The sequence below is a fragment of the Faecalicatena contorta genome, assembly GCF_022835095.1.
Classification (GTDB): Bacteria; Bacillota; Clostridia; order Lachnospirales; family Lachnospiraceae; genus Faecalicatena; species Faecalicatena contorta.
The window spans coordinates 3,345,054-3,367,306 of the sequence record NZ_BQNQ01000001.1 but is presented as its reverse complement, the minus strand read 5'-3'; the positions used below and the strand labels follow the sequence as shown (position 1 = coordinate 3,367,306).

Genomic DNA, 22,253 nt, shown 5'->3' with positions numbered 1-22,253 from the left:
GTGACAGGAAAGTGACAAAGGTATGAATCGGCGCATTCACAGATGTAACTGCCTAAGATAGAATTCATTTTGATTTATGATCTAAAGCAGAAAAAATATAAAGGGGTTTTCTTTTTTGCAATTATGTTGTATTATATAGTTAGGGAGGACTAACTGAGAAGAAGAGAGCATAATGAACTCATGGCGTGTGTCTCCTCCTATTGAATGTTTCACAAGATGTGGAAATTCTCCCGCCTCTATAGGAAGAGAGATGAATTACTAAAACAAGATCAGACAGGAGTAAAGTATTATGGCAACTGGAATTATATGTATCATGATTATTATCGTTTGTGTGTTGGGGATCAGAAGCTATACAAAGCGTTTGACGCACGGGTGCTGCGGGAGCGGCCATGATCCGGTGAAACGCGTGAGGCCTGCGGATAAAAATATTGCCCACTATCCGTACATCAGAAAAATACGGATCGAGGGAATGACCTGCACAAATTGTGCTAAAAGAGTGGAAAATGTTTTTAACAGTATGGATGGCGTATTAGCTAAGGCTGATTTTGCAGAGGGGTGCGTAACGGTCAGAATGAAGAAGGAGTGCGAAGACAGTCAACTGAAAGAAGCCGTCCGATCGGCAGGATATTTTGCAACAGGGATCGAGAAGCTGTGACATGGTGGGGCATGAGTCCGAATATTTGATTTTTGATGTACCGGAGATTCCGTTTTAGAAGCAGCGAATAAGTTTAAAGAGGAAAACACAGAGCGCATCCGCGGTTAATATGCCTGGGTGCGCTTTAATTTTAAATTGTACACGCAGGATTCATATGTTATACTTATTAACGATTCAAAAAATTTAAGAAAGAAATATTGGAGAGGAAGGATATACGATGGAGAAAATCAAAATTGGAATTGTTGGTTATGGAAACATCGGACGTGGAGTAGAGCTTGCGGTTGAGCGCAATGAGGATATGGAATTAAAAGCCATCTTTACACGGCGTGAACCCGAGAGCGTTCAGATTATGACAGAGGGTGTTCCGGTCGTTCATATGGATGATATACTTAGCATGAAAGATGAGATTGATGTTATGATCCTGTGCGGCGGCTCAGCAACGGACCTGCCGGTAATCGGACCTGAGATTGTAAAGAACTTCAACACGATCGACAGTTTTGACACTCATGCCAAGATACCGGAATATTTTGCAAATGTAGACGCATCCGCAAAAGCCGGCGGCCATATCGGAATCATTTCCGTAGGCTGGGATCCGGGGATGTTTTCACTGAACAGGATCTATGCGGAGTCCATCCTTGTACAGGGAGATACATATACATTCTGGGGAAAAGGCGTAAGCCAGGGACATTCAGACGCGATCCGCCGCGTGAAGGGTGTGAAGAACGCCATCCAGTATACCGTGCCGGTTGAAGAAGCTGTAGAGCAGGTAAGAAGCGGGTGCGGTCCCAAACTCACTACAAGAGACAAACACTTAAGAGAATGTTATGTAGTGGCTGAGGAAGGCGCGGATCTGAAGGAGATCGAAGAAACAATCAAAAACATGCCGAACTACTTCTCGGATTACAACACAACCGTAACTTTTATCACAGAAGAACAACTGAAAGCCGAACACAGCAAAATGCCGCACGGTGGATTTGTCATCCGCAGTGGTGAGACGGGAAGAGAAGGCAGTAAGCACGTAATTGAATACTCACTGAAGCTGGATTCCAATCCGGAATTTACATCCAGCGTACTGGTATGCTACGCGCGTGCGGCATACCGTCTCTCTAAAAATGGAGATTCCGGTGCAAAGACAGTATTCGATATCGCACCGGGTATGCTTTCCATGAAAACAGCAGAAGAACTGAGGGCGCAATTATTATAGGGGTCTGACCCCTATGAAAGGATGATGGCATGGAGAAATTATTTCACTTACTGTATGAGTGTATGTTAAAGGGGCAGGATGCGGTTCTGGTCACGGTTGTTGCAAGCTCCGGCTCCACCCCGCGGGGGGCGGGGGCGCGTATGCTGGTTACTTCCGCCGGCAGAATCTGGGGGACGGTAGGCGGCGGGGCGGTCGAGCACCGCAGTGAAGACGTGGCGGCAGAGGTACTGCGCAGCAAGAAGCCGCGCTTGGAATACTTCCGGCTCAGGGAAAATGAGATCCAGGACCTGGGAATGATCTGCGGGGGGGATGTGAATGTGCAGTTTCAATACATTTCTGCAGGTGATGAGCAGAAACTGGTTCTATTTAGGCAGATTGGGGCATTATATCAAACAAAAGAAGAATTCTGGCTTGTCAGCGAGATTTCTGAGGACGGAGAGGGAGGTATGGCGGTCTGCCGCCGTTCTGGAGCTATCGCAGGGATATCACTTCCAGCGGCTGTTCTTGAAGGTCTGCAGAAGAAACCCGTGCAGATAGAAGCACAGGGGCGTAAGTTTTACTGTGAGAATATGCAGCAGCAGGAGCGTGTCTATATTTTCGGGGGAGGACACGTTTCACAGGCGCTGGTGCCGGCTCTAGCAGCAGTTGATTTCAGGTGTGTAGTTCTGGAGGACAGGGAGGAGTTCAGCAGGGCTGAATTATTTCCCGGGGCAGAAGAGGTCCTGTTAATTGAGAACAGCCATATTGCAGATTATGTTACAATCGATGCCCTGGATTATGTGTGTATCATGACCCGCGGGCATAAGGACGATCTGGCGGTTCAGGCACAGGTTTTAAAGACTTCCGCAGCTTATATCGGAGTGATCGGGAGCAGACATAAAAAAGCCGGTGTGTTTGCAAAATTAAAAGAACAGGGGTTTACGGATGCAGATCTGGACAGAATCACGACTCCGATCGGCCTTGCCATCGGAGCAGAAACGCCTGCGGAGATTGCGGTGAGCATCACGGCTCAGTTGATTCAGCATAGAGCCGGAAGATATTGAGCCATAGCCATCAGACGGCTGGTAAATACAGGAACTGCAGGCGGATGTTTGCGGAGAGAAAGAGAGAGATGTTATAATATAGCGATTCTATAGGAAAGGGATTGAAACTATGAAGAAATTATTTAATAATCTGCCATTCCGGCTGCTGCTCGGAGTGGTGGCTGGTATCCTGATTGGCCAGATTGCCAATGAGGGATTTATGAATATTGTAGTCACTGTAAAATACATTCTCGGACAGTTGATCACATTCTGTGTTCCGCTGATTATCATCGGCTTTATTGCCCCATCCATTACGAAGCTGGGCAACAATGCCTCCAGGATGCTGGGTGTGGCAATCGTTATCGCCTATGTGTCCTCCGTGCTGGCAGCGCTTCTTTCCATGCTGGCAGGTTACGGCCTGATCCCGCACCTCTCCATCGTATCCGAGGTGGATGGGCTAAAAGAACTTCCCGGTGTAGTATTCCAGCTGGATATTCCGCAGATCATGCCGGTCATGAGCGCACTGGTATTTTCCGTTATGATCGGACTTGCGGCTGCGTGGACAAAAGCAAAAGTGATTACACAAGTACTGGATGAATTCCAGAAAATCGTACTGGAGATCGTGACCAAAGTCGTGATTCCGGTACTTCCAATCTTTATCGCCTTTACATTCTGTGCATTGTCCTATGAAGGTACAATCACAAAACAGCTGCCGGTATTTATTAAAGTCGTACTGATCGTTATGGCAGGACACTATATCTGGCTGGCTGTGCTCTATGCAGCAGGCGGTGCTTATTCGAAGAGTAACCCGCTGGATGTCATCAAGAATTATGGCCCGGCATATATTACCGCGGTCGGAACGATGTCTTCTGCAGCGACTCTGGCGGTTGCCCTGCGGTGTGCGAAAAAATCAGAGCCGCCTCTCAGAGAGGATATGGTTGATTTTGGGATCCCGCTGTTTGCAAATATCCATCTCTGCGGTTCTGTACTGACGGAAGTATTTTTTGTCATGACAGTATCCAAAATCCTCTACGGCAGCATTCCTTCACCGGGAACAATGATACTGTTCTGTGTGCTGCTGGGAATCTTTGCAATCGGGGCTCCCGGGGTTCCGGGCGGCACCGTAATGGCTTCACTGGGGCTGATTACCGGGGTGCTTGGATTTGATGAGACCGGAACCGCGCTGATGCTTACGATATTTGCCCTGCAGGACAGCTTTGGAACCGCATGCAATGTGACCGGGGACGGTGCGCTGACCATGATCCTGACCGGCTATGCCAAGAAGCATAATATCGAAAAACAGGAAATCAGCATAGATTTATAAAATATCTGGCTGTACAAACGTGCCTGGCAGTAAGGCAGCACGAGAGTACAGCCGTATTTTATCTTAGCAGGAAAGTCCGGCCATAGGAAATAAAAGACCGGTATAAAAAAAGAGGAAGGCAGCGATGCTGCAGAAGAGATAAATGGGAAAGAATAAGACAAACGATATGACCACAGGAAACCCGGTAATGCTGGTAATCTGGTTTATGATCCCGATGTGCCTGGGAAATATATTTCAGCAGTTTTATAATATTGCGGATTCGATTATAGCAGGGCAGTTCCTAGGGGTGAATGCCCTTGCCGCCATTGGGAGCACAGGTTCACTCATGTTTATGGTGACCGGCTGGATCACCGGAATCAGCAGTGGTTTTTCTATTTTAGTGGCACAATGGTTTGGTGCCCGCAAATACGACCGGATGCGGCATTATACAGCCATGTCGGTCTATCTGACATTTGTCATTATTGTAGTTATGACAGTGGGGCTTTTGGCAGCAAATGAGCCGATACTCAGGCTCATGAATACACCGGAAGAACTGATGCCGGATGTGAAAGGCTATATGACAGTTATCTATGCAGGCCTGATCGTGACGGCCGCTTATAATTCTCTGGCTGCCGTGCTCAGGGCACTGGGGAATTCCAAATCACCGCTGTATTTTTTGATCATTTCCGCAGTGATTAATATCTTTCTGGATATTGTATTTATCACCTGGTTTCACATGGGTGTAACAGGGTGCGGCTATGCAACAGTGATCGCGCAGGGAATCTCAGCGCTGCTGTGTTTTTTGTATATCAAAAAGAAATTTTTGATTCTGCATCTGAAAAAAGAGGATTTCCATATTTCCTGGAACAGTATAAAAAAACTTCTGGCGCTGGGAACACCGATGGGCCTGCAGTTTTCCATCACCGGGATTGGAACGATCATTGTACAGGGTGCGGTTAACATTTACGGGGCAGTCTATATTGCAGGCTTTTCCGCCGGAGCCAAGATCCAGAACCTGATCGCATGTGTCTTTATAGCATTCGGCGCAACCATTGCAACCTATGTAGGGCAGAACTGGGGGGGAGGCAGGTTAGACAGGGTGAAAAAGGGCGTTTGGTATACACAGGCGATGATCTTAATCTGCAGCGCGGTACTGATGGTATTGATATTTTTCTTTGGAAAATACATGGTGCTTATGTTTGTTTCCCCTGCGGAGAAAGGTGTAATTGATGCTGCTGTGGTTTATTTCCTGGCGGTATTCTGGTGCTATCCGTTCCTTGGAAGCATCTTTTTGTACCGCAATGCACTGCAGGGAATGGGATACGGCCTGGTGCCTATGCTGGGCGGGGTGTTTGAACTGGCTGCGCGCGCCCTGGTTGTAGCAGCGGTTGCCGGAAAGACGAGCTTCTTCGGGGTCTGCCTTTCAGACCCGGCGGCCTGGCTTGCGGCACTAATCCCTTTGGTTCCGTATTATTTTTATAAAATAAATAAGGTGGAGAAATGGTAAAGATTGTTATTATTCACGACCATAGGCCGCGCATAGTAACTAAAGATTCTCCACTTTTTTGTTGAAATTTTATCTTTGGTTATATATAATAAAAATATTGACAGAATAGAAAAAATAGTAGTTCTGCAGGCAGGAGGGAATTATGGCCGGACAGTATGAAGGTATGGCAATAGGCGTATTCGAGCTCGACAGTGAGTGCGCATGTTTTGTAGCATTAGATGCGGCAGCAAAAGCTGCGGATGTAAAGATCCAGGCAGTAGAGAGAAATCGTCTGGGAGCGGGTGCATGTGTAAAGATGAGAGGCAATGTCTCCAACGTCAATGCAGCCATGGAAGTTGCGCTCAGAGCAGCGGAACCAATCTCCAAGATTGTATCCCATACGATAATAGCAGCACCGTTAGCTGAGACTGAACCAGCAATTACAATGACAATCAACAAGTAGGGAAGAGGTATATTTTTATGGCATATGGAGCATTCGGACTTGTAGAAGTCCTTGGGGAAGCAAACGCCGTACTGGTCACGGATCAGATGCTGAAAGCGGCAGAAGTAACCTATGAGACACAGGACACAAAATGCGGAGGACATGCCCTCATATTTATCAGTGGCAGTGTTTCTGCAGTAACTGCGGCAGTAGAGAGCGCAGCTGTAAATTCACCGTGTAAGATACTTAACTCAGCAGTAATATCCAATCCATCAGAGGAAATGATACATATTGTGGAGGAATTTAAGGCAAGATAGCCGAATGGGCCGAAGGAACGCAGGACAGAAGGGTGACAGGGGTGTTTCTGTGGGCATAAAGCGTGTGATTAGAAATTCTTACAGAAAAACAGAAGAATCTTATGGCCAAATCTTGATTCACAAAATAAAGATTTGAGACGGCTGAGCCGAGAAAGCATCAAGCTTTTTCCGTAAATCTGTCTATAGTCATAAGATTCTTCTGTCTTGCTGTAAGAGTTTCTTCACAAAGGGTCCGTCCATAGAAACACTCCTGTCTCCCTGTATCTTCCTGCTCCATGTTTCGATAGGCGGCCCATCTCCTTAAATTTCCGACAGTGGTTTAAATGTATACCCCATTTCCTCCCATTTTGTCAGCAGTTCATCGAGTATTTCGCCGTTTGTTTTTGAGGTACTGTGAAGCAGTACGATTGCACCGGGGTGGATCCTGCCAAGCAGTTTTTCGAAAGCCGTCTCTTTTGTGGGTTGGTCATTTTCATACCAGTCTACATAGGCCAGGCTCCAGAAAAAGGTTTTATACCCCATTTCTTTTGCCATCTTCAGGTTTGTTTCACTGTATTTTCCTTGCGGAGGACGATAGTATTTCGTCATGTCCTGACCGGTAATTTTCTTATATTCCTCTTCAACATCTCCCAGTTCTTTTTGGAAGGCTTCCTGGGTTGATATCTGTGACATATCGGGATGGTGATATGTATGGTTGCCCACCGTATGGCCCTCTTCCACCATCCTTTTAATCAGATCCGGATTGGACGATATGAAGGTGCCTACTACAAAGAATGTCGCAGGTACATTGTGTTTTTTCAGCGCATCTAGAATCGCAGGGGTGTTGCCATTTTCGAATCCCGCGTCAAAGGTCAGGTATATGACCTTTTCATCCGTATTTCCGGAATAGTATGCGTCAAATTGTTTCAGCTCTTCGGCGGTTGCATTAGCGACCGGCGGCTGGCCCTCGTCCTGGAAGCTTAATCCCCAGTTCCCTTCTGCGGAGGTGGCAACAGCCTGGGGGGCAAAATAATCCTGAGCCCTTCCGGCGGCGCGTCCGGCCAAAAATGCAACAGCAAGGAGCAGAGCGAGTCTGGCAGTGTTTTTTAGAAGAGCTTTCTTTTTCGTATCGGGTTTTAGATTGATTCTCATTACATCTCCTGTATCTTATTTCCTATAGTATATGATGAAAATGCAGAAATATTTTCATCATATGGCAAATCAGCGGAAGCTGCAGGGAGAAATCTTATTTTTTTGTGAGGTATAGAAATGGATTTTTCGGGGAAAGAGTGATAAAGTGATAGAAGAAAATCTGAAACGTTAGGAGAAAAAGATGGAAAGAGCAGCACTGTTTTTGGATATTGATGGCACCATACTGAGTGAGATTACGAAGGAGATCCCGCAGAGCGCGCTGGATGCCATGCGTGCGGCAAAGCGTGCGGGACACCTGCTTTTTATAAATACAGGGCGGACATTCTGCAGTATACCGCCGAAGATCAGCCAGTTTGAATTTGATGGATTCCTGTGTGGATGCGGGACATATCTCACTTATCATGACGAGGTTTTATTTTCCAGATCAATTCCCGAAAGGCGGGGAAGAGAGATTATTGATAAAATGATAGAATGCAGGCTGGATGGGATTATGGAGGGGACTCAGGACATATATCTGCCAAGCAGAATGTCGCGTTTTGACAGGCTGGAGAGCTCCAGACGATATTTTCAGAACGCCGGGCTGGGCCTGGAGGAGTATATTGAAAAGGGAAGCTTTGTGTATGACAAATTGTTTGTTTATGCGGATGAACTCAGCGACAAAGACACTTTTTTCAAGTTTGTGGAGAAAGATATCGAGCCGATCAACCGGGGCGGCGATACTTATGAGTGCATTCAGAAGGGCTATTCTAAAGCAACCGCGTGTGAGTATATTTTGAAGAAGTTTGCAATAGAGACTGAGCAGGCATATGTATTTGGGGATAGCTCGAATGATTTATCAATGTTCGAATATGCGGGGCATGCGATAGCTATGGGAGATCATGCAAAAGAACTTGACCCGTACACCGAATATGTAACGGCTAAGGTGGAGGAGGACGGGATAGCCCGTGCATTCAGCCACTATGGCCTGATGTAAAGTACGCTCTTGCAGGGAGGTTTTGTGATGAAGATATTTGTTTATAATTACCGGGAGTTCGATGAGGCTGTATATTTTCAGAGATTTTCCAAAGAATACGGCGTGGAGCTGGGGATCTGTTATGATGACCCCTGCATGGAAAATGCCAGTCTTGCCAAGGGATATGAATATATCAGTATTATTACCACCAAGATGGATGCACAGCTAATCAAGCGTTTCCACGAGCTGGGGGTAAAGATGATATCAACCAGGACAATAGGGTATGACCATGTGGATCTGGAGGCAGCGCAGAAATTTGGAATCAAAGTTAGCAATGTAACGTACTCGCCTGAGTGTGTGGCGGATTACACGGTCATGCTCATGCTTATGGCGATCCGTAAAATGAAACGGATCATGCAGAGAGCGGAGATCAATGATTTTTCCCTTCCGGGCATACAGGGACATGAGATGCACAATTTTACCGTGGGTGTGATAGGCACCGGAAAGATTGGGCAGGCCGTAATCCGCGATCTGAGTGGATTTGGATGCCAGATTTATGCTTATGACCTGTTTCCATCCCAAAAGGTCAAAGCATATGCAGAATACGCGGAACTTGATACGATCTTTGAAACATGTGATATGATAACACTCCATATGCCCCTTGGGGATGACAATTACCATATGATCAACGCAGATGCCATTGCTAAAATGAAACAGGGGGTAGTCCTGATTAACACGGCCCGGGGTGGTCTGATCGATACAAAAGCGTTGCTGGACGGTCTGGAGTCAGAGAAGATTGGTGCGGCTGCAATGGATGTGATTGAAGATGAATTTGGGATGTATTATTATGACCGAAAATCCGATATTATAAGTAAGAGGGAGTTATATATACTGCGGGGATTCCCTAATGTGATCGTAACACCTCACATGGCGTTTTATACGGATCAGGCAGTGAGTGATATGGTGAGACATTCCATAGAAAGCTGTTGTCTGAATGAGGCAGGGAAAGAAAATCCATGGGAAATTGCGTAAAGGGGTCAGACCCCTCTGCAGAGGGGTCTGACCCTTTTGAACACCATTGTCAGAATTTTCTGGCTAATTCATCGTGTATCCGATTGCCCATATTATAATCCAGCTTTTTACCCAGCCAGATTTCTTCAGATCCGATTGCCTGGTCTACCAGCATCATGAGTCCGGTTACGATCTGCAGTCCTTCTTCTTTTGCAATTCTTAAAAATTCCGTAATCAAAGGATTATAGACAATGTCGGAGGCTGCTTTAAACTGCCGGATTACGGCTGCATCTACCGGACTTTCGCCAACGTGGGGATGCATGCCCAGGGGAGTGGTGTTGACCAGAATATCACCGGCAGGAACATTTGTCAGTTTACAGGTTTTAATATAAGGAAAACGTTCTTGCAGATAATCGAGCGCTTTTTCGTTACGTGCTGCGACTGTAATTTTAGCGGCGCCATCCGTATGGAATCCATAGATCAGCCCCCGGGCCGCCCCGCCCGAACCGAGAATGACAATTTCTTTCCCAGCCAGTGTGATGCCGGCTTTGTGGAACATGCTGACGGCCCCGATATAATCTGTATTGTAACCGTAAAATTTACCGTCTTTCATTAAAACAGTATTGACAGCGCCTATTTTTTCTGCATGTGGATCAAGGACATCCACGAGTTGATAAACGACTTCTTTATATGGCATTGTTACATTCATGCCCAGAATATGTTCGTCCCTCATTACTTCCAGTATACGGGGGACTTCGTTTTCGTTCATTTCATATTTTTTATACGTACCGGAGATCTTCTGCTGCCGAAGCAGATCTTCGTGGATCTCAGGAGAAAGGCTGTGTCCAAGCTGGTTACCCAGTACACCAAAATGCAGAGGTTCCTTCTTTTCTGTATTCATGGTTAAATCACTCCTGCTATTCCAAAAAAATCGAGATTGGTAGGGTAAATAAAGCTGTCACCAATAGCGTGTAAAAGAATTACATTTAGATGATTATCCAGATTCTTTTTGTCCAGCCTGACAGCATCCAGGAGTGCGGACACCGGAAGTCCGCATTCACAGGGGAGACCGTAGGTATCCAGCACCTGTTTGATTCGTTCTGCTTCGCCGGGGACAGTAAGCCCGGCCTTTTCGGAAATCTTTGTCATCTGGTACATGCCAATTGCAACGGCTTCACCATGGCTTTCGCGTTCATAGTGATAATACTGCTCGATCGTATGTGCCAGAGTATGGCCGAAATTCAGCAGCATCCGCTCACCAGTGTCAAACTGGTCGCCTTCCACAACGATTCTTTTGATATCTACACAGCGGTATATGATTGAGGACAGCCTGTCTTTTAATCCATCAAACGAAGGAGTGGAACTTAAGGTTTCAAAGAGGCTGGCATCCTTAATACAGCCATACTTGATCACTTCCCCCATGCCGTCAGTGATATACCGTTTGGGAAGGGTATCCAGCACGTCGGGATCTATCAGCACCAGCTTGGGATGAAAAAATGCACCTGCCAGATTCTTTCCCTGTGGAAGATCAACCGCTACCTTTCCCCCCACGGAGGAGTCTACCTGAGCCAGAAGAGAGGTTGGTATCTGAACCAGCTTCACACCGCGCAGATAACTTGCGGCAGCAAAACCGGCCAGATCACCTATGACACCGCCCCCCAGTGCAATGACGAGATCACTGCGGGTAATGTTACTTTCCAGCATAGCGGCATAAATCCGGGGGAGAGACTGAAAACTCTTCGTCAGCTCCCCGTGTGGAAGTACGAGGCTGTGGCATTCATAGGACGGAAGTGCCTTTACCAGTTTCTGGCCGTAAATAGGAAAAACATGATCATCAGAAATAATCATAATGCGTTTTCCATGAAAGACTTGTGCTACAAAAGTTTCTGCATTTGCTAGAATTCCGGATTCTATATAGATTGGATAGCTGTTTTCACCTAAGTTTACTGTTAATTCCACGAGATTTCTCCTTTTTAGACAAAATGGTACGCAAGGGGGTCAGACCCCTCTGCAGAGGGGTCTGACCCCCTTGCGCTCCTATACTTCTTTTCCGACTACCAGAGCTATTTCTTTAATTTGTTTTAACAAATCGTTATATTTTTTCGGTTTCAGTGACTGAGCCCCGTCACATAAAGCGGATTCGGGATCGTTATGAACCTCGATCATTAGTCCGTCAGCACCCGCAGCAACAGACGCTTTTGCCATTGGCTCTACCAGCCACCATTTTCCGCCTGCATGGCTCGGGTCTACGATGACAGGCAGATGTGTTTTTTTCTTCAGAACAGGTATACTCTGAAGATCGAGCGTATTTCTTGTGAATGTCTCAAAGGTTCGGATTCCACGTTCGCAGAGAATAACGTTCTCGTTACCGGATGCCATAATGTATTCGGCGGACATGATCCATTCCTCGTATGTTGCATTGAGGCCCCGCTTTAGAAGGATGGGGCGGTCCAGCTGTCCGAGCTGCTTGAGCAGATCGAAATTCTGCATATTTCTGGCGCCGATTTGGATTAAATCTACTTTCTCGTTGAAAATCTCCAGGTATTCAGGGGACATTAATTCCGTTACAATAGGAAGCCCTGTTTCTTTCTTGACCTCACAGAGGATATCCAGGCCCTCCATGCCGAGTCCCTGGAAAGAATATGGACTTGTACGGGGCTTAAATGCACCGCCGCGCAGCAGGTTGGCACCGGAGGCCTTTGCGGATTTGGCTATGTCCATCACCTGAGCAAAAGATTCTACGGAGCAGGGGCCGGCTATAAGGGCTAGGTGGTTCCCGCCGATCTTCACGCCGGAGACATCAATGATGGAATCCTCCGGGTGGAATGCCCGGTTTGCAAGTTTGTAAGGTTCCTGGACATGCATGACTTTATCCACGCAGTCATCGACTTCAAATAATTTGGGATCAATCGCTGTAGTATCCCCAATACAGCCAATGATCGTCATTTCCTGTCCTCTGACAATGTGGGTATCCAGTCCGCGCTTTTTAACAAGGCCTTCCACCCGGTCGATATTACCTTCCGATGTGTGTGGTTTTAATACAATAATCATTCTATTACCTCCCATTTACAATGACTTCGCACTGTAAAATTTTAACTGTTTAAAGTGTGAAAACATAAGTATCATAAAACATCCCGGGCTTAATGTCAATAAGTTTGGGGAAAATAGTATAAGAGAAATCAGCAATCCTGGCCCATTCCGTTGACAACAGAAACCAGCGGGTGTATTTTGGAAGATAGCCATATGGATCTAGATATAAAACATAAAAGAATTGAGGGATATTATTATGAAAATAATCAGGCAAATTGGAATCATTTTTACTGTCTGCTGGCTGAGCCAGGTGATCGCTGAGTTTCTGCCCTTTGATTTTCCGGCAAGCGTCATAGGAATGATATTCTTATTTATCTGTCTGCTGACAGGCATGCTGAAGATAGAACATATCCAGGAAAAGTCGGACTTTCTTCTTGGGAATATGGCCTTTTTCTTTGTACCGGCAGGGGTGAGCATCATGAATTATTTTGACATTCTCAAAAGCAGTGCGGTACAGCTGCTGATTATCTGTATCGTATCTACAGTCATCACGTTTGCGGTGACGGCATACAGTGTGAAGCTGACCATGAAATTAATAGATCGGAGGAAAAAATAATGGAAGCTTTGTATACATCTCCCTACTTTGGAGTGGCTCTCAGCGTAATTGCTTTCGGCGCAGGAGTCAGGATTCAGCAGAAAACAAAATCGCCTCTCTGTAATCCTCTTATTATTGCAATCGTTCTTATTATAGGCGTGCTCCTTGTTTTTAAAATACCATATGATTCCTATAATAAAGGCGGAGAAATCATTAATATGTTCCTGGCTCCGGCAACGGCCTGCCTTGCAGTATCTATCTTTACGAAGCTTTCCATCTTGAAAAAATACTGGCTTCCTATTATAGTAGGATGTATAGCAGGTTCTCTGGCGTCCATGGCCAGCGTGTACGGAATGTGCAGACTGTTCAGACTGGATCAGAGCCTGACCATGTCCATGCTTCCCAAATCCGTTACCACACCGATCGCTGTGAGCGTTGCGCAGGCACACGGCGGCGTCGTACCCGTAACGGTCGTGGCGGTAATTTTCACAGGGATATTAGGGAGCATTGCCGCGCCGCTGCTTATACGGATTTTTAAAGTATCGGATTCCGTAGCGGCAGGCCTTGCCATCGGCGCCTGCAGCCATGCGGTGGGGACATCCAAGGCAATTGAGATCGGTGAAGTAGAAGGGGCTATGAGTGGCCTCGCCATTGGAATCTGCGGAGTGGTGACGGTTTTGTTTTCCATGTTCATTTAGAGTTTTATAAAGCGGGTGCTGCGGGGGCGCACCTCAATGAGAGGAAAAGAGGGAAAAACATTGAAAAAGGATACTACACATACCATTAAACGGGCACAGCGCTTTCCGGTTATCCTGATCGGAGAGGGCCTTCTTGTAGGTGCAGTGGGAGGTCTGCTGGTGTTGTTGTACCGGGTTGCACTGACGTATGCGGGAAAGTGGCTGGATATTGTGCTCAAATATATCAGGGGCAACCCCATTCGGATCGCAGGATGGTTCATAATCCTGCTTCTGATGGCATATGTGGTTGGCAGACTGGTAAAATGGGCGCCAATGATATCCGGGAGCGGTATCCCCCAGGTGGAAGGGGAAGTAACCGGAAAACTAACGCAGAATTGGAAAAAGGTGCTGCCTGCCAAGTTTGCTGGCGGTTTTCTCTGCCTGTTCGGCGGATTATCGCTGGGAAGAGAAGGCCCCTCCATCCAGCTCGGGGCGATGGCAGGACAGGGACTGTCCAGGATGCTCGACCGGGGTAAGACGGAGGAAAGGTTTCTTATGACATGCGGGGCCAGCGCAGGCCTTGCCGCGGCTTTCCACGCACCTCTCGCGGGCATGATGTTCGCTCTGGAGGAGATACATAAAGGTTTTTCCATGTCCATACTGATTTCCGTCATGACAGCATCCGTAACGTCGGACTTTATATCCTCCCATATCCTCGGTCTGGATCCGGTTTTTAAATTGCAGCTCGAACACTATCTTCCGCAGAATTATTACTGGATGCTGATTCTTTTGGGAGCGGTCTGCGGTGTGATGGGAGTCTTCTATAACTGGGTCATGCTGAAAGCCCAGGATTTGTATAAAAAGCCAAAGTTTTTAAATGAGACTTCCAGGCTGATGATTGCCTTTCTGGCAGCAGGAATCCTGGGACTTGTAATGCCGTCCGTGCTGGGCAGCGGCCACAAACTGATCATCACATTAACAAACGGGGAAATGGCGCTCAGTCTGGTCATCGTGACCTTTGTTGTAAAATTTCTTTTCTCTGCAGTCAGTTTCGGATCCGGGGCCCCGGGAGGGATCTTTTTCCCGCTTCTGATATTGGGAGCCATGATCGGCGGTGTTTTTGCCATGACAGGCGTTGAATTCTTCGGACTGGAGGAAATGTATATCAATAATTTTGTCCTGCTGGCCATGGCTGGATATTTTACGGCGATTGTGCGGGCTCCGATAACCGGTATCATCCTTCTGTTTGAAATGTCAGGTTCCGTAAGCCAGATGCTTTCCCTGGCAATCGTTTCGGTTACTGCTTATATCGTCGCTACGCTGATGAAGTCGGAACCAATCTATGAAAGTATGCTGGACCGTATTTTGTATACTTCCGGAAAAAACCAGACTCAGAATATGAAAAGCCCGGGACAGAAGGTGCTTAGCACCTTTGTGATCATGAACGGTTCCGTGCTGGAAGGCAAAAGCGTGGAGGAGATTACCTGGCCCGACAACTGCCTTCTCGTTGCCCTGGAAAGGGGCGGAAAAGAGCGGATTCCAAAGGGGCGGACCATGTTAATGGCAGGGGATACACTGACTACGATGACAGATGAAAGAGATGCCGGATATGTGCATGACAAAATGGAAAAGTTATGTTATACTTCATTTTAGAGTAATCAACAGAATTTGAAGGAGCTAAAAACGTATGAAAAGAGTATTGTTAAAGCTGAGTGGTGAAGCACTTGCAGGAGATAAGAAGACCGGGTTTGACGAGGCTACCTGCATTGGTGTGGCAGAACAGGTCAGACAGCTTGTGGACGAAGGAATTCAGGTCGCGGTAGTGACCGGAGGAGGCAATTTCTGGAGGGGCCGCACCAGCGAGACAATAGACCGGACAAAGGCAGATCAGATTGGGATGCTGGCAACGGTTATGAACTGTATTTATGTATCCGATATATTCAGACATGTGGGAATGAAGACAGAGATCTTTACCCCGTTTGTATGTGGGGCATTTACCACATTATTTTCCAAGGATGCGGCAGTCGCGGCCCTGGAAGAAGGTAAGGTTATCTTTTTTGCCGGCGGCACAGGCCATCCGTATTTTTCGACGGATACAGGGGCGGTGCTTCGGGCAATCGAGATAGAAGCAGATGCTATGCTTCTTGCGAAGGCAATCGACGGGATCTATGACAGCGATCCGAAGGTGAACCCGGAGGCAAAGAAGTATGAAGAGATTTCGATTCAGGAGGTTATTGACCAGAAGCTTGCGGCAGTAGACCTGACAGCATCCATCCTGTGTATGGAGAATAAGATGCCGATGCTTGTATTCGGACTGAATGAAGAGAACAGTATCGCAGAGACGATGAGCGGGACATTTACCGGCACAAAAGTAACAGTATAAGGAGGACAATTGACATGGATGAAAAATTAAAAAAATATGAAGAAAAGATGACGAAGACCGTAGACAACCTGAACAGTGAACTGGCAACCATCAGGGCAGGACGTGCCAATCCGCATGTACTGGACAAGCTGACCGTTGATTATTATGGCTCCCCTACACCGATTCAGCAGGTGGCGAACATCTCTGTACCCGAGGCGCGCCTGATTCAGATTCAGCCCTGGGAAAAGAGCCTGCTCAAAGAGGTAGAGAAAGCAATCAATATGTCAGATATCGGGATCAATCCGACGAACGACGGCAGCACCATCCGCCTGGTATTTCCGGAACTAACGGAAGAGCGAAGAAAAGAGCTGGTTAAGGACGTTAAGAAAAAGGGTGAGGCGGCGAAAGTTGCAGTCCGCAATATCCGCCGCGACGGAAACGAAGCTTTCAAGAAGCTCAAAGGCGGAGAGATTTCTGAGGACGGCATCAAAGATCTGGAAGCATCCCTTCAGAAGATGACCGATAAATTCATTGCAAAAGTGGACAGCTGTGTGGAAGCAAAATCCAAAGAAGTGCTTACAGTTTAGCGGGTAGGTTAACTTGTAAACAAGAGGGGCTCGTATGCAGCCTCTCTTTTGCTGATATAAGGCATGCGATAAAATTGTCGGTATTAGGAGGATATTTAGAATGAACGTACCACAGCATGTAGCAATCATACTGGACGGCAACGGCCGGTGGGCAAAGTCAAAAGGAATGCCGAGAAATTACGGACATGCGCAGGGAAGCAAAAATGTGGAAAGAATTTGCGAGGAGGCATGGCGGATGGGAATAAAATACTTGACCGTTTATGCATTTTCCACGGAAAACTGGAACCGGCCGAAGAGCGAAGTAGATGCGCTGATGAAGCTGCTCCGCAATTACATGAAGACCTGTCTGAAGACGGCTGAGAAAAATGATATGAAAATCCGTGTAATCGGGGATATAAAAGCGCTGGATGAAGATATTAAGAACAGGATAATAGAACTGGAGGAAGCCAGCAAAGACAACAATGGCCTGAACTTCACAATTGCCATTAATTATGGCAGCAGGGATGAGATGATAAGGGCAGTCAAATGTCTGGCGCAGGATTGTGTGGATGGGAAGATATGTGTGGATGAGATCAGTGACCCGGTCTATGAGTCGTATCTGGATACACATGGGATTCCGGATCCGGATCTTTTGATCCGGACGAGCGGTGAGCAGAGGCTTTCCAATTATCTTCTCTGGCAGATGGCCTATACGGAATTTTATTTTACAGATGTTTTATGGCCGGATTTTACAAAAGAGGAATTGGTAAAAGCTGTCGAGCAGTATAATAGCAGAGACAGACGTTACGGGGGCGTAAAGGAGGAACAGGATGTTTAAGACACGGCTACTCAGTGGAATACTATTAGTACTCATTGCACTATTTACAGTGATTTCCGGCGGAAGCATTCTGTTTTTAGTGCTGCTAATCATCAGCATGATCGGCCTGAGCGAACTTTACAAAGTCTTTGATATCCGTAACAAGGCTCCGGGAATCTGCGGCTACCTCTTTGCGGCCGCCTATTATGCGCTGATCTATTTGAAGCCGGTTCTGCCGGCTGGGACAGACTGGTTTATGCTTTTGTTCATGGCATTTTTAATCTGTATGATGGGAGTACTTGTATTCTCCTTTCCCAAATACAAGACAGAGCAGATACTGGCAGCATTTTTCGGTGTATTTTATGTGGCTGTGATGCTGTCCTATATTTACCAGATCCGCATCTTGCCGGGCGGGGTATTTACTGTATGGCTTGTGTTCATCTGCTCCTGGGGATGCGATACCTGTGCCTATTGCGTGGGCATGCTGATCGGAAAACATAAGATGGCTCCGAAGCTGAGTCCCAAAAAGTCAGTGGAGGGCGGCATAGGCGGGATCGCAGGAGCCGCACTTCTGGGCGTGCTTTATGCCCTTGCAATCAACAAGTGGGGGAATGCGGGCGCAGGCATTGTCAGGTTTGCAATCATTGGCGCAGCGGGAGGCGCGATCTCACAGGTGGGTGATCTGGCGGCTTCCGCAATCAAGCGCAACCACAATATAAAAGATTATGGAAAGCTGATTCCGGGGCATGGCGGGATACTTGACAGATTCGACAGTGTGATATTTACGGCACCTATCATATATTACCTGGCGGTTCTTCTTTAGGGGAAAGAGTAACTCTTTGGTACAGGACTGTTCTGAAACAGGAAACATTCGTTGGCACGTCCATCATTTGTGGTGGTTTTTATTGCCCTGCAGTGTATCTGCTTATAGTCCTGAACAAATGATGATAAAGGAAGGAGCTGCATATGAAGAAAATTGCAATACTGGGCTCCACAGGTTCTATCGGGACCCAGACATTGGAAGTCGTGCGTGAGAATGGCGATATAGAAGTAACCGCACTGGCTGCGGGCAGCAACATTGCACTGCTGGAGAAGCAGATCCGGGAGTTTCATCCTAAGATGGCAGCAGTGTGGTCAGAGGAAAAAGCAAAGGAACTGAAAGCGCATATCCGGGATCTGGATGTAAAAGTAACGGCGGGAATGGAAGGAATCCTGGAAACAGCGGCAGAGCCAGAATCGGAGATTCTGGTAACGGCCGTTGTCGGTATGATCGGGATACTGCCTACGATTGAGGCGATACGTGCGAAGAAGGATATTGCGCTTGCCAATAAGGAAACACTTGTCACGGCAGGGCATATCATCATGCCGCTGGCCAGGGAATATGGAGTGTCAATCCTGCCCGTGGACAGCGAGCACAGCGCCATTTTTCAGTCCCTGCAGGGCGGACAGAGGGCCGCTCTCCACAAGATACTGCTGACGGCCTCCGGAGGGCCCTTCAGGGGCCGTTCAAAAACGGAGCTTGAGAACATTCAGGTGGAAGACGCCCTGAAGCATCCGAACTGGGAGATGGGGCGCAAGATCACGATCGATTCCTCCACAATGGTCAACAAGGGCCTGGAGGTCATCGAGGCGAAGTGGCTTTTTGATGTAACGGTAGACCAGGTTGAAGTAGTCGTGCAGCCGCAGAGCATTATCCATTCTATGGTTGAGTACGAGGACGGAGCTGTTATCGCTGAACTTGGGACACCGGATATGAAGCTTCCGATTCAGTACGCCCTGTATTATCCGGAGAGAAGATATCTTCCGGGCGGCAGGCTGGACTTTGGGGCGCTGTCACAGATTACATTTGAGAAACCAGATATGGAAACATTTTATGGCCTGAAGCTGGCATACGAGGCCGGAAGGCGGGGGGGATCCCTGCCTACTGTCTTCAATGCAGCCAATGAAAAGGCCGTAGCCCTCTTTCTGGAAAGGAAGATCCGTTACCTGCAGATTCCGGAGATGATACAGGCTTGTATGGAGAAACATAAAATAATTGAACATCCTACAGTGGAAGAGATACTAAATACGGAGCAGGCAACATATGAATTTATAAAAAACAGGTGGTAGTATATGGGGATAATTTTAGCAATACTTCTGTTCAGCGTGGTTATTATATTCCATGAGCTGGGACATTTTACCTTGGCGAAGCTTAATGGCATACGCGTGGACGAATTTTCGTTGGGACTTGGTCCTACAATCATAGGAAAAGAATTCGGGGGGACAAAGTTTTCTCTGAAGCTTCTGCCATTTGGCGGGGCATGTATGATGGGGGAAGATGATGCGGATGATCTGTCGGAGGGCAGCTTTAACAGCAAGTCTGTCTGGGCAAGGATATCTGTGATTGCGGCAGGCCCGGTGTTCAACTTTATTATGGCTTTGATATTTTCAGTCATTCTGGTGGCCTGGATCGGGTATGATGCTCCGGTAGTCCAGGGGGTGGATGCAGGATATTCAGCCATGGAGCAGGGACTGCAGGAGGGCGATGTCATTACGGGACTGAATGGAAAGGATATTCATCTATGGAGAGAGGTCAGCCTCTTTAATATGATGAACAGCGATGCAGATTCCGTGGAGGTCACATACGAAAGAGACGGGCAGGAGTATACGGCCACGATTGTACCCAGGCAGCTTGAGGGGGACAGCATGAAACGGTTGGGAATCCGTGGCAGCACGGCCAACACAAAGGCCGGGCTGGTAGACTCTGTTAAATATGGGGCATACACGCTGCGGTACTGGGTAAATTATACGTTTGACTGCCTCAGGATGCTTGTTACCGGGCAGATCGGAATCAAACAGATGTCAGGGCCTGTGGGGATTGTGAATTTTGTGGATGACACATACAAGCAGGCGGCTCCGTCGGGGGCCGTAACGGTAATCTTGAATCTGCTTAACATTGCCATTCTGCTGTCGGCCAACCTGGGAGTGATGAACCTGCTGCCGATTCCGGCGCTGGACGGCGGCAGATTGGTTTTTTTGATCGTCGAGGCCGTACGCCGGAAGCGTGTGCCCCCGGAAAAAGAAGGGATGGTGCACTTTGCAGGCTTTGCACTGCTGATGGTTCTTATGGTCGTAGTTCTTTTCAATGATATACGGAATATTTTTTGACGAGATAAGTGTGGACGCCTCGGAGAAGATACGTGCGGTAAACAGCGGGTGTCTTTTCAGGGGCGTATTTGAATTGACGGTAATTTCCCTGTTTGGCCCGCAGGCACATTTTAAATTCCGGTGCATATATATAATAGAGATGAATTTTTTGCGAGGGAATATATGACTTCTTTAAGAGCAATGCAGAATAATGCTGTAGACAAAGGCCAGCTGCAGATTAACGTTACATCAGAGATCACAGCACTTCCTGTTACTGGGGCGACAATATCGATATCTTATACCGGAGTTCCGGAGAGTACACTGGAGCAGGTGAACACGGATTCATCCGGACAGACGGATATACTGGATCTGGATGCTCCGCCCCTGGAGTACAGCCTGAATCCTACAATTGAGTACCAGCCTTACTCCGAATACACACTGGATATCAGTGCACCGGGTTTTGAACCTATGAGCATTGCGGGGACAGAGATTCTGCCGGATGTAAGAGCAATACAGAATGTGGCGCTTAGGCCGAATGACCAGACGGGTGTGAATGAACAGGTTTTTGTAATACCTGCACATACATTATACGGTGAATATCCTCCGAAGATAGCGGAGGACGAAATAAAGCCGATAAACGAGACCGGCGAAATCGTTCTGAGCAGGGTAGTAGTGCCGGAATTTATAATTGTGCATGACGGTTCTCCACGGGATACTACCGCACAGAATTATTATGTAAAATATAAAGATTATATCAAAAATGTGGCATCCAGTGAAATCTACGCCACATGGCCGGCAGATACAATCCGGGCAAATGTCCTGGCCATTATGTCTTTTACTCTAAACCGCGTGTACACAGAATGGTACCGCAATAAAGGATATGATTTTACAATTACATCCTCCACAGCATTTGACCACAAATGGATCCCGGAGAGAAATTTTTTTGATACAATCTCGGTAATCGTGGATGAGTTGTTTGCGGATTATCTGTCCAGGCCGAATGTAAGGCAGCCGATCCTGACACAGTACTGTGATGGGCGCAGGGTAACCTGTCCAAACTGGATGACACAGTGGGGCTCTATGGCACTCGGGGAACAGGGCTATAGCCCGATCGAGATTCTGCGTTATTATTACGGAGATGATATGTATATCAACACTGCCCAGGAAATATCCGGAGTCCCGTCCTCCTGGCCGGGCTACATCCTGGAGATCGGTTCCAGCGGCGACAAAGTCAGGCAGATGCAGGAACAGCTCAACGTCATAGCCGGGGCATATCCCGCCATCCCCAAAATCGCTGCAGACGGAATATACGGTCCGGCAACGGCCGCAACTGTAGAAAAATTCCAGTCCGTGTTCGGCCTTCCGCAGACGGGAACCGTGGACTATAGAACTTGGTATAAAATATCAGAAATCTACGTAGGAGTATCACGTATCGCGGAATTGGGGTGAATTCTTGCAGGGGGGAAGTATAGTCCGCCGCCGGAACCGGAGATAGGTGTGGCTGGAGACGGGGCTGCGGCTGTAAGCTGGAGTAAAGTAAAATAGAAGGAAAACCGG

23 protein-coding genes are annotated in these 22,253 nt (G+C 47.3%); 19 read left to right on the top strand and 4 right to left on the bottom strand.

Going from position 1 to position 22,253, the window contains the following annotated elements:
• Positions 1-289 precede the first annotated feature (289 nt).
• The 7 genes from MWG26_RS15185 to MWG26_RS15155 all read left to right on the top strand — a co-directional run bounded on the left by MWG26_RS15185 (position 290) and on the right by MWG26_RS15155 (position 6,429).
• Complete coding sequence (locus tag MWG26_RS15185; protein WP_025656816.1) at positions 290-655, top strand: heavy-metal-associated domain-containing protein; 366 nt, start codon at positions 290-292, stop codon at positions 653-655.
• Between the two features lie 217 nt (positions 656-872).
• Complete coding sequence (locus MWG26_RS15180; protein ID WP_025656817.1) at positions 873-1,859, top strand: diaminopimelate dehydrogenase; 987 nt, start codon at positions 873-875, stop codon at positions 1,857-1,859.
• Between the two features lie 29 nt (positions 1,860-1,888).
• Positions 1,889-2,902, top strand: a complete 1,014-nt coding sequence (gene xdhC / locus MWG26_RS15175; RefSeq protein WP_025656818.1) for a xanthine dehydrogenase accessory protein XdhC — start codon at positions 1,889-1,891, stop codon at positions 2,900-2,902.
• A gap of 109 nt (positions 2,903-3,011) precedes the next feature.
• The gene (locus MWG26_RS15170; RefSeq protein ID WP_025656819.1) at positions 3,012-4,205 is read left to right on the top strand and encodes a dicarboxylate/amino acid:cation symporter; all 1,194 of its coding nucleotides are present in this window, start codon (positions 3,012-3,014) and stop codon (positions 4,203-4,205) included.
• Positions 4,206-4,347: 142 nt separating this feature from the next.
• Positions 4,348-5,691: an MATE family efflux transporter gene (locus tag MWG26_RS15165; protein ID WP_117440700.1), complete on the top strand. Its 1,344-nt coding sequence runs from the start codon at positions 4,348-4,350 to the stop codon at positions 5,689-5,691.
• 142 nt (positions 5,692-5,833) lie between these two features.
• Positions 5,834-6,133, top strand: coding sequence for a BMC domain-containing protein (locus MWG26_RS15160; RefSeq protein ID WP_025656820.1), 300 nt, complete (start codon positions 5,834-5,836; stop codon positions 6,131-6,133).
• A gap of 17 nt (positions 6,134-6,150) precedes the next feature.
• Positions 6,151-6,429 carry a BMC domain-containing protein gene (locus tag MWG26_RS15155; protein ID WP_025656821.1) on the top strand — a complete coding sequence of 93 codons (279 nt, stop codon included), beginning with the start codon at positions 6,151-6,153 and terminating at the stop codon, positions 6,427-6,429.
• A gap of 300 nt (positions 6,430-6,729) precedes the next feature.
• On the opposite strand, the gene pdaA is transcribed toward MWG26_RS15155, so the two are convergent.
• Positions 6,730-7,560, bottom strand: a complete 831-nt coding sequence (gene pdaA / locus MWG26_RS15150; protein ID WP_044927192.1) for a delta-lactam-biosynthetic de-N-acetylase — start codon at positions 7,558-7,560, stop codon at positions 6,730-6,732.
• A 181-nt stretch (positions 7,561-7,741) separates the two neighbouring features.
• On the opposite strand from pdaA, the gene MWG26_RS15145 reads away from it, so the two are divergent.
• The gene (locus tag MWG26_RS15145) at positions 7,742-8,533 is read left to right on the top strand and encodes a Cof-type HAD-IIB family hydrolase (RefSeq protein ID WP_025656823.1); all 792 of its coding nucleotides are present in this window, start codon (positions 7,742-7,744) and stop codon (positions 8,531-8,533) included.
• A gap of 27 nt (positions 8,534-8,560) precedes the next feature.
• Positions 8,561-9,544, top strand: a complete 984-nt coding sequence (locus MWG26_RS15140) for a D-isomer specific 2-hydroxyacid dehydrogenase family protein (RefSeq protein ID WP_025656824.1) — start codon at positions 8,561-8,563, stop codon at positions 9,542-9,544.
• Between the two features lie 49 nt (positions 9,545-9,593).
• On the opposite strand, the gene aroE is transcribed toward MWG26_RS15140, so the two are convergent.
• The 3 genes from aroE to aroF all read right to left on the bottom strand — a co-directional run bounded on the left by aroE (position 9,594) and on the right by aroF (position 12,574).
• Complete coding sequence (gene aroE, locus MWG26_RS15135) at positions 9,594-10,424, bottom strand: shikimate dehydrogenase (RefSeq protein WP_117440701.1); 831 nt, start codon at positions 10,422-10,424, stop codon at positions 9,594-9,596.
• A 2-nt stretch (positions 10,425-10,426) separates the two neighbouring features.
• A complete protein-coding gene (gene aroB / locus MWG26_RS15130) occupies positions 10,427-11,482 on the bottom strand; it encodes a 3-dehydroquinate synthase (protein ID WP_025656825.1) in 1,056 nt (351 codons plus the stop codon).
• A 78-nt stretch (positions 11,483-11,560) separates the two neighbouring features.
• Positions 11,561-12,574, bottom strand: coding sequence for a 3-deoxy-7-phosphoheptulonate synthase (gene aroF, locus MWG26_RS15125; protein ID WP_117440702.1), 1,014 nt, complete (start codon positions 12,572-12,574; stop codon positions 11,561-11,563).
• A 235-nt stretch (positions 12,575-12,809) separates the two neighbouring features.
• Here aroF and MWG26_RS15120 point away from each other — a divergent pair, with 235 nt between their 5' ends.
• The 10 genes from MWG26_RS15120 (at position 12,810) to MWG26_RS15075 (ending at position 22,145) form a co-directional block, all read left to right on the top strand.
• Positions 12,810-13,169: a CidA/LrgA family protein gene (locus MWG26_RS15120; protein WP_025656826.1), complete on the top strand. Its 360-nt coding sequence runs from the start codon at positions 12,810-12,812 to the stop codon at positions 13,167-13,169.
• Entirely contained in the window at positions 13,169-13,846 is a 678-nt protein-coding gene (locus tag MWG26_RS15115) for an LrgB family protein (RefSeq protein ID WP_025656827.1), read from the top strand. Before MWG26_RS15120 ends, MWG26_RS15115 begins: the two co-directional genes overlap by 1 nt.
• Positions 13,847-13,906: 60 nt before the next feature.
• Positions 13,907-15,478, top strand: coding sequence for a ClC family H(+)/Cl(-) exchange transporter (locus MWG26_RS15110; protein WP_117440709.1), 1,572 nt, complete (start codon positions 13,907-13,909; stop codon positions 15,476-15,478).
• Between the two features lie 34 nt (positions 15,479-15,512).
• Positions 15,513-16,208, top strand: coding sequence for a UMP kinase (gene pyrH, locus MWG26_RS15105; RefSeq protein ID WP_025656828.1), 696 nt, complete (start codon positions 15,513-15,515; stop codon positions 16,206-16,208).
• 14 nt (positions 16,209-16,222) lie between these two features.
• On the top strand, positions 16,223-16,774 hold the full coding sequence (frr, locus tag MWG26_RS15100; protein WP_025656829.1) for a ribosome recycling factor: 552 nt from the start codon (positions 16,223-16,225) through the stop codon (positions 16,772-16,774).
• A gap of 100 nt (positions 16,775-16,874) precedes the next feature.
• On the top strand, positions 16,875-17,591 hold the full coding sequence (locus MWG26_RS15095) for an isoprenyl transferase (RefSeq protein WP_025656830.1): 717 nt from the start codon (positions 16,875-16,877) through the stop codon (positions 17,589-17,591).
• Positions 17,584-18,393, top strand: coding sequence for a phosphatidate cytidylyltransferase (locus tag MWG26_RS15090; protein ID WP_025656831.1), 810 nt, complete (start codon positions 17,584-17,586; stop codon positions 18,391-18,393). Before MWG26_RS15095 ends, MWG26_RS15090 begins: the two co-directional genes overlap by 8 nt.
• Positions 18,394-18,536: 143 nt before the next feature.
• Positions 18,537-19,679: a 1-deoxy-D-xylulose-5-phosphate reductoisomerase gene (gene dxr, locus MWG26_RS15085; RefSeq protein WP_025656832.1), complete on the top strand. Its 1,143-nt coding sequence runs from the start codon at positions 18,537-18,539 to the stop codon at positions 19,677-19,679.
• Between the two features lie 3 nt (positions 19,680-19,682).
• A complete protein-coding gene (gene rseP / locus MWG26_RS15080; protein WP_025656833.1) occupies positions 19,683-20,717 on the top strand; it encodes an RIP metalloprotease RseP in 1,035 nt (344 codons plus the stop codon).
• Positions 20,718-20,879: 162 nt separating this feature from the next.
• The gene (locus tag MWG26_RS15075; RefSeq protein WP_025656834.1) at positions 20,880-22,145 is read left to right on the top strand and encodes a peptidoglycan-binding domain-containing protein; all 1,266 of its coding nucleotides are present in this window, start codon (positions 20,880-20,882) and stop codon (positions 22,143-22,145) included.
• Positions 22,146-22,253: the final 108 nt, after the last annotated feature.

Bases quoted from the DNA above. Each gene is read 5' to 3' on its own strand.
- rseP (WP_025656833.1), top strand. From the start codon at position 19,683: ATGGGGATAATTTTAGCAATACTTCTGTTCAGCGTGGTTATTATATTC.
- MWG26_RS15140 (WP_025656824.1), top strand. From the start codon at position 8,561: ATGAAGATATTTGTTTATAATTACCGGGAGTTCGATGAGGCTGTATAT.
- MWG26_RS15115 (WP_025656827.1), top strand. From the start codon at position 13,169: ATGGAAGCTTTGTATACATCTCCCTACTTTGGAGTGGCTCTCAGCGTA.
- dxr (WP_025656832.1), top strand. From the start codon at position 18,537: ATGAAGAAAATTGCAATACTGGGCTCCACAGGTTCTATCGGGACCCAG.
- pdaA (WP_044927192.1), bottom strand. From the start codon at position 7,560: ATGAGAATCAATCTAAAACCCGATACGAAAAAGAAAGCTCTTCTAAAA.
- pyrH (WP_025656828.1), top strand. From the start codon at position 15,513: ATGAAAAGAGTATTGTTAAAGCTGAGTGGTGAAGCACTTGCAGGAGAT.
- MWG26_RS15170 (WP_025656819.1), top strand. From the start codon at position 3,012: ATGAAGAAATTATTTAATAATCTGCCATTCCGGCTGCTGCTCGGAGTG.
- xdhC (WP_025656818.1), top strand. From the start codon at position 1,889: ATGGAGAAATTATTTCACTTACTGTATGAGTGTATGTTAAAGGGGCAG.
- MWG26_RS15180 (WP_025656817.1), top strand. From the start codon at position 873: ATGGAGAAAATCAAAATTGGAATTGTTGGTTATGGAAACATCGGACGT.
- MWG26_RS15160 (WP_025656820.1), top strand. From the start codon at position 5,834: ATGGCCGGACAGTATGAAGGTATGGCAATAGGCGTATTCGAGCTCGAC.
- aroE (WP_117440701.1), bottom strand. From the start codon at position 10,424: ATGAATACAGAAAAGAAGGAACCTCTGCATTTTGGTGTACTGGGTAAC.
- MWG26_RS15075 (WP_025656834.1), top strand. From the start codon at position 20,880: ATGACTTCTTTAAGAGCAATGCAGAATAATGCTGTAGACAAAGGCCAG.
- MWG26_RS15185 (WP_025656816.1), top strand. From the start codon at position 290: ATGGCAACTGGAATTATATGTATCATGATTATTATCGTTTGTGTGTTG.
- MWG26_RS15090 (WP_025656831.1), top strand. From the start codon at position 17,584: ATGTTTAAGACACGGCTACTCAGTGGAATACTATTAGTACTCATTGCA.
- frr (WP_025656829.1), top strand. From the start codon at position 16,223: ATGGATGAAAAATTAAAAAAATATGAAGAAAAGATGACGAAGACCGTA.
- MWG26_RS15095 (WP_025656830.1), top strand. From the start codon at position 16,875: ATGAACGTACCACAGCATGTAGCAATCATACTGGACGGCAACGGCCGG.
- MWG26_RS15145 (WP_025656823.1), top strand. From the start codon at position 7,742: ATGGAAAGAGCAGCACTGTTTTTGGATATTGATGGCACCATACTGAGT.
- MWG26_RS15120 (WP_025656826.1), top strand. From the start codon at position 12,810: ATGAAAATAATCAGGCAAATTGGAATCATTTTTACTGTCTGCTGGCTG.
- aroF (WP_117440702.1), bottom strand. From the start codon at position 12,574: ATGATTATTGTATTAAAACCACACACATCGGAAGGTAATATCGACCGG.
- MWG26_RS15165 (WP_117440700.1), top strand. From the start codon at position 4,348: ATGGGAAAGAATAAGACAAACGATATGACCACAGGAAACCCGGTAATG.
- MWG26_RS15155 (WP_025656821.1), top strand. From the start codon at position 6,151: ATGGCATATGGAGCATTCGGACTTGTAGAAGTCCTTGGGGAAGCAAAC.